Below are 6,520 nucleotides of genomic sequence, written 5' to 3' on the forward strand. Positions count from 1 at the left end.
AATAAAAGAATTATTTCTGCTTACGACGTCTGTTCAGTAAATCAAGACCAAACAACACAAAGAGTGGTCCGAAATACCATAAGACAACATATAATAATGTTTCTTTGTTATCTATTTTACTGAGTTTTCCTAACTCTAACTTATCTAAAGAGTCTGTTAACTGATATTCATCAGGAATAGAGTAGTGATCCCATTTATTGATAATTACACCATCCTTTAGTAATAGTAAACCTGGGTTAGAACGAATTATGGTTTTCAACGTAATATCATCAGCATGATAAAAAGGATACTCTGCACCAGTTTTATCACTCCACTCCTCAATATCTGATTCTAAAGAAGAAGTAAGACAAATGAACGGATAATTCTGATCTACACTATAATCATATACCTCATTGATGAGATCAATATTACTATCATCAGCTTCGTTTATACGATGAGCCACCAATATAAACTTATAGCCCACCTTTGTTAGAAATGATTCTGTTATATCTTCGCCTGTTTCTATATCTAGAATTGAAAAGTTCTGTATGGGTGGAATATATCCTTTCTTTATTAAGTTCGTTTTAGCCTCTACAAAAGTCCAAGTACTATCAGGATAGTGTTCTACATCAAAGAATTTTTGCTCTCCCCCTTTTTCCATAAGGAATACTGTCTCATATTCTGGCTCCTCAGCTCCTTCAGGAATAGACATATCATCCACAATATCTACTCCTACTTTATAAGGTCTAAAATCCATTATAGGGAGATATCTCTGACTATACATAGCTAGTACTACTACATAAATCACAGTATAAAGAGAAACGATCCAATTTGTTTTTTCTGTAAAAAAAGGAATTATCAACTTCCTAAACTTATAAAGCCAGAATGCTAATAAAATTAGAATTACGTTTTTCCAAAAAGTTTGCCAGTTAGTTAAAACCAGTGCATCTCCAAAGCATCCACAATCTGATATAGGATTTGTCAAAGCTAAAATAAGAGTCAGTGGAGTCATGAATATCATAAGTACCAAACTGAGCACAGTTGAAACATTTCTCCTTACTCCAAAGAAAAGGAATAACCCGACAGCAAACTCAATACTAGCTAATAATACGCCAAAGAATAAAAGCATAGAATTAGGGATCCACAAAAGACCAAAGGCTTCTGCATAGTCTTGTAACTTATAATAAGAACCTAGTGGATCTATTATTTTCACAAAACCAGAAAATATAAATACTGCCGATAGAATATAACGACAGACATTTGTCCATATACTCTGAAATAGTTGTATATGTTTATTCTCCATATTCTAATTTGATGAGTCCAAATATGGCATAGTTTATCATATCCATATAATTGGCATCAATCCCTTCTGAAACTAATGTTTCACCTCCTAGACTTTCTATTTGTTTTGTTCTATGAATTTTCATCAAGATCAAATCAGTATATGATGAAACTCTCATACTTCTCCAAGCCTCATCATAATCGTGATTTTTTATTTTTAGCAAATCCAAGACTTCTTTCATATGCTTATCGTAAAGCTCTAGGGCTTTGTTTTCATCTAGATCATCAGATTCTGAATACCCTAATTCTAATTGAATCAAACCTATAATCCCATAATTTACGATAGCAATAAATTCAGGCTTTATGCCTTCTCCCACTAAACTAACTCCTTTAGTGCCTATACTCCTAATGCGATTCGCTTTTATAAAGATTTGATCAGTAACAGATGAAGGTCTTAAAATTCTCCATGCTGCACCGTAGTCATGTAGTTTTTTCTTGAATAAGTCACGACATTGACTTACAACCTGTTCAAATTGTTGAAGTGTCTCTTTCATATATACTATTTATGCCGTACAAAGGTAATCATTTATGTATAAAAAATAAAGGGTACTTTAGAATATCTAGAGCACCCTTTAAAGCTTATATGTAAATCTAAACTTAGTACAATCTTAATTGCTGACCTGCATGCAACACAGCATCTTGCTTCATACTGTTTAATTTGCAAATCGTATCAACAGATATTCTCTTTGAGGCAGCTATACCTGTAAGTGTGTCTCCATGGCGTACACGGTAGTATGCTCCACCTGCAGAAGCAGTAGAATTATCACCTTTTTTCTTTTCAAAAACAAAGGTGTCCGCTACGACATCTTGGTTAGGAAAGTCAAACATTTGACTTGGGTCAATAGCTATACCCAAAAAACGAGTTTCAAAGTGTAAATGAGAGCCATAAGAACGACCTGTATTTCCACCAAGCCCAATTACATCTCCCGCCTCAATATCATCTCCAGGCTTAACAAGCTGTTTAGATAGGTGTCCATAGATTGTTTCCAATCCATTATAATGTCTTACTACAATATAACGACCATAACCTCTTGGCTCATTTTTAACAATACGCACTTTACCCGCAAAAGCAACTTTTATAGTGTCTCCAATATTTACTTTTATATCAAGACCATTATGTCTTCTTCCCCATCGGGCACCAAAACCAGAAGTCACTTTCCTACTATCAGTAGGCATAACAAAATCGGTTAAATCTATGGTGTATGAATCGGGAATAACAACATTAGCATAGCAATGCACAGAAGAAGTAATCCATTCTGGATATAAGCTAAGAGCAGGAAACTCTTCACTTCTTGAGGTTATTTGTTCTTGTAGAACTAAAGAATCAATTGATTTTAATTTTTTATCGATAGGAGCCTGTCTAGCAAGCAAATCTTGAGAATGTGCAGAACTCATGCCGAAGCCAAGAAATGCAATAAGCAAAAAAAGAAATTTGAAAGATGGTTTCTCCATGGATATTGTTTTAGATTAAACACAGCATAAACTATTTATTTGAATATGCTATATGACAATGGTTTATCACTTTCTTAGAAAAACTAAATCTAAGTAAAGTTCCAACTCACGAAGTCACAAAGATAATTTTTCTTTCAAATAAAAAAAGAGTGCTTAAGTTAATTATTACTTAAACACTCCTTTTTCTTATATAATTAAATTCTTTTAATATAATCTTAATTGCTGTCCAGGACGTAAGATAGATGTTTTCTTTATTCCATTCAACTTACATATGTTGTTTACAGATACTCGCTTTGAAGCAGCTATACCCGAAAGAGTATCCCCTTTGCGGACTCTATAATATGAAGCTGTAGCACTATTCGTTGCAGCAGTTCTACCACCACGACGTTTAAAGGTGTATTTATCTACAACAATATCTTGATTGGGGAAATCAAACATTAATGCAGGATTAATTGCTATACCCAAGAAGCGGGTTTCAAAGTGAAGATGAGAACCAGTAGAACGCCCTGTATTACCACCAAGGCCAATTACTTCACCAGCCTTAACATACTGATCTTCTTCTACTAATTGTTTGGACATGTGTCCATAAACTGTTTCTAAACCATTGTAGTGACGAATAACGACATATCTTCCATATCCTCTTCGTTCATATTTAACCATTCTTACTCGACCATCAAATGCTGCTTTTATAGTATCGCCAACATTTACTTTTATATCTAGTCCATTGTGCATTCTTCTCCAACGATAACCAAATTTAGATGTAATCCTACGACTGTCTGTTGGCATAACAAAACCAGTCAAATCTATTTCAAAAGATTCTGGAACCTCAGCTTTACCATAAGCATGTACTGAAGTATTATTCCAATTTGGATACAAGCTTAAGGCAGGGTATTCTTCTCTTACAACATCAATTTGTCTTTGAAGTGTTAGAGAGTCAATATTTTTAAGCTTTTTGTCGATTGGGGCTTGTCTCGCAATTAAGTCTTGTGCTTGTGCTGTAGTAAAGCCTACGAAAGAAAAGGCGAATACAGCTAAGAATGCTTTAATATAACTACTACAATTCATTGGTTTCATTTTTAATACTCGTCATTTGCATAGAGGTATTCAAATATACCTTGCTTGTAATCGAATATTTCATATGGTTTAAAAAAACGGTTTATTTCAATCGATGCAGCTTCAGACGAATCTGAGGCATGTATTATATTCTCCTGAAAGCTCATGCAAAAATCTCCACGGATAGTTCCAGGATCTGCTAAGCGTCCATTTGTGTCACCAGTTATTCTCCTCACAGCAGCGATAGCATCAACACCTTCCAAGCAACATACAATTACAGGAGAAGCCATCATAGAGTTTTTCACACGCTGAAAAAATGGCTTATTTGATAGATGAGCATAGTGTTCACTAAGAACCTCATCTGATAGTTGTAACATTTTAAGTCCGACAACTTTCAGACCTTTTCTTTCAAAACGAGTTATAACTTCCCCTATCAGAGCTCTCTGAATAGTACAAGGTTTTAGTATCACAAGTGTTTGTTGTATCATGTAGACACTTAATTTAAGGTTATAATCTCGTCTTGTTTTTGAAATAATCGTTTCAAAGATAATACAAAATATGAAAGAACAATAAAAATACCCTTTTTTTTAGCCAGAAGTGGCTTTAATACGGCAGTTTTAACTTATTGCTGCCCAATTCTGGTTTGTTTTCCTTAAATTATCCAATTGAGACCAGAGTAGTTTATTCTCTATCAAACTTCTATTTTTATCTTTATCAATAATATCCTGAGCTACAGTTCGCACAAACTGAAGAAGTTGCCCATCTTTAGCTAAATCTGCTACTTTTAAATCAAAAGCAACACCACTTTGTTGAGTACCTTCTAAATCTCCTGGCCCTCTTAATTTCAAATCGGCTTCGGCTATTTCAAATCCATCGTTACTCTCCACCATTATCTCAATTCTCTTTCTTGTGATTTCTGAAAGTTTATATCCTGTTACTAAGACACAATAAGATTGATCTGCTCCACGTCCTACTCTACCTCTTAACTGGTGCAATTGCGATAGACCAAATCTTTCTGCATTTTCAATAATCATAACAGAGGCATTGGGTACATTTACCCCTACTTCTATAACTGTAGTAGCAACCATAATGTGTGCCTGACCAGAAGCAAATAAATTCATTTGCTCATCTTTTTCTGCAGGTTTCATCTTTCCGTGAACTTTGACAACTCTATACTCTGGAAATTCTTGAGTAATTAACTCATACCCCTGCTCCAGATTCTTTAAATCTATCTTTTCACTTTCCTCGATAAGCGGATACACAAAGTAGATTTGTCTACCCATAGCCAACTGATCTTTTACCATCTTATATAAAGACTTCTTTCGGTTATCAAATTGATGTATGGTTTGTATAGGCTTCCTACCTGGAGGTAATTCATCGATAACTGAAACATCTAGATCACCATAAAGAGTCATAGCCAATGTTCGAGGTATCGGGGTAGCTGTCATAACTAATATATGAGGTGGATTATCATTCTTAATCCACAACTTCGCACGCTGGGCTACGCCGAAACGGTGTTGCTCATCAATGACTGCAAATCCTAAAGCTTTAAAAGTAACCGTATCTTCAAGAAGAGCATGAGTACCAATTATAATTTGAACCTCTCCACTTATTAATCCACTTAGGATTCTTTCACGATCTTTTTTACGAGTTGAGCCTGTCAATAACTCCACACGAATATCAAGTCCATGTATAAACTCTAATATCGTTTCGTAGTGCTGACTAGCTAATATCTCTGTAGGAGCCATCATACAGGCTTGATAACCATTATCAAGAGCCATCAGCATACTCATCAAGGCAACTAGAGTTTTACCACTACCTACATCACCTTGCAAAAGTCTATTCATCTGAACTCCTGTACTTACATCTTGTCGAATTTCTTTTAGAACTCTTTTCTGGGCCCCCGTAAGTTCAAAAGGTAAATTCTTGAAGAAAAAATTATTGAAATACTCACCAATCTTCGGAAAAGTAAAACCTTTATACTTCAATTGACGCTCTTTACTATAGCTTAAAATATTAAGCTGAATATAGAAAAGTTCTTCAAACTTTAACCGATATTGAGCTTTCCTTAAACTTAATGCATCACCAGGGAAATGAATTATTTTCAAAGCCTCTTGCAAAGGCATTAATTTGTATTTTTGAATGATATGTTCAGGCAATGTTTCGGGAATAGGATACTTTAGCAAATCAACAACAGATTTCATTAGTTTTTCTATGGACTGAGAGTTCATAGAGCCACGTTTCATCTTTTCTGTTGTATTATAGTAGGGCTTTAATCCCAAAGAAGAAAGTTGAATATCTGTTGCATCTTCCATATCAGGATGAGCAATATTAACTTGTCCATTAAATACGGTTGGTTTACCAAAAATCAAATAATCTTGGCGCAGTTTCAAACTAGATGATATGTATTTTACTCCTCTAAACCATACTAAGTCAATAAATCCTGTACCATCAGTAAATCGAGCCACCAAACGCTTTTTACGGCCTTCACCTACTACATTAAAATGTAAAATCTGACCTTTTAATTGGATATAAGGCATAGAGCCCGTAAGTTCTGATATCGTATAGACACGACTTCGGTCAACATATTTATAAGGGAAGTAATAAATTAAATCATGAAGAGAAAAGATATTTAGCTCCTGATTTAAAATTTCGGCTCTTCTTGGACCTACTCCCGATAAGAATTTAATATCTC

The 6,520-nt window shown here is 34.6% G+C and carries 6 protein-coding genes; all 6 read right to left on the reverse strand.

Annotated elements, in window-relative coordinates; translation table 11 throughout:
* Window positions 1-10 precede the first annotated feature (10 nt).
* On the reverse strand, window positions 11-1,282 hold the full coding sequence (locus K8V80_RS03420) for a BT_3928 family protein (protein WP_276775460.1): 1,272 nt from the start codon (window positions 1,280-1,282) through the stop codon (window positions 11-13).
* Complete coding sequence (locus tag K8V80_RS03425; protein WP_006743516.1) at window positions 1,272-1,814, reverse strand: DUF1599 domain-containing protein; 543 nt, start codon at window positions 1,812-1,814, stop codon at window positions 1,272-1,274. Before K8V80_RS03425 ends, K8V80_RS03420 begins: the two co-directional genes overlap by 11 nt.
* Window positions 1,815-1,917: 103 nt before the next feature.
* The gene (locus K8V80_RS03430) at window positions 1,918-2,772 is read right to left on the reverse strand and encodes a peptidoglycan DD-metalloendopeptidase family protein (protein ID WP_006743517.1); all 855 of its coding nucleotides are present in this window, start codon (window positions 2,770-2,772) and stop codon (window positions 1,918-1,920) included.
* A gap of 204 nt (window positions 2,773-2,976) precedes the next feature.
* Window positions 2,977-3,837 carry a peptidoglycan DD-metalloendopeptidase family protein gene (locus K8V80_RS03435; protein WP_006743518.1) on the reverse strand — a complete coding sequence of 287 codons (861 nt, stop codon included), beginning with the start codon at window positions 3,835-3,837 and terminating at the stop codon, window positions 2,977-2,979.
* Between the two features lie 11 nt (window positions 3,838-3,848).
* Entirely contained in the window at window positions 3,849-4,313 is a 465-nt protein-coding gene (gene ndk, locus K8V80_RS03440) for a nucleoside-diphosphate kinase (RefSeq protein ID WP_006743519.1), read from the reverse strand.
* 129 nt (window positions 4,314-4,442) lie between these two features.
* Window positions 4,443-6,520: ATP-dependent DNA helicase RecG (recG, locus tag K8V80_RS03445; protein ID WP_276775462.1), on the reverse strand; the 2,078-nt coding region annotated here is incomplete at its 5' end.

It is taken from the genome of Bacteroides coprosuis (assembly GCF_020741705.1).
In the GTDB taxonomy this organism is placed as follows: domain Bacteria; phylum Bacteroidota; class Bacteroidia; order Bacteroidales; family Bacteroidaceae; genus Bacteroides_E; species Bacteroides_E coprosuis.

Excerpts from the sequence above, each read along its gene's own strand:
- K8V80_RS03420 (WP_276775460.1), bottom strand. The coding sequence starts at position 1,282 with ATGGAGAATAAACATATACAACTATTTCAGAGTATATGGACAAATGTC.
- K8V80_RS03425 (WP_006743516.1), bottom strand. The coding sequence starts at position 1,814 with ATGAAAGAGACACTTCAACAATTTGAACAGGTTGTAAGTCAATGTCGT.
- K8V80_RS03430 (WP_006743517.1), bottom strand. The coding sequence starts at position 2,772 with ATGGAGAAACCATCTTTCAAATTTCTTTTTTTGCTTATTGCATTTCTT.
- K8V80_RS03435 (WP_006743518.1), bottom strand. The coding sequence starts at position 3,837 with ATGAATTGTAGTAGTTATATTAAAGCATTCTTAGCTGTATTCGCCTTT.
- ndk (WP_006743519.1), bottom strand. The coding sequence starts at position 4,313 with ATGATACAACAAACACTTGTGATACTAAAACCTTGTACTATTCAGAGA.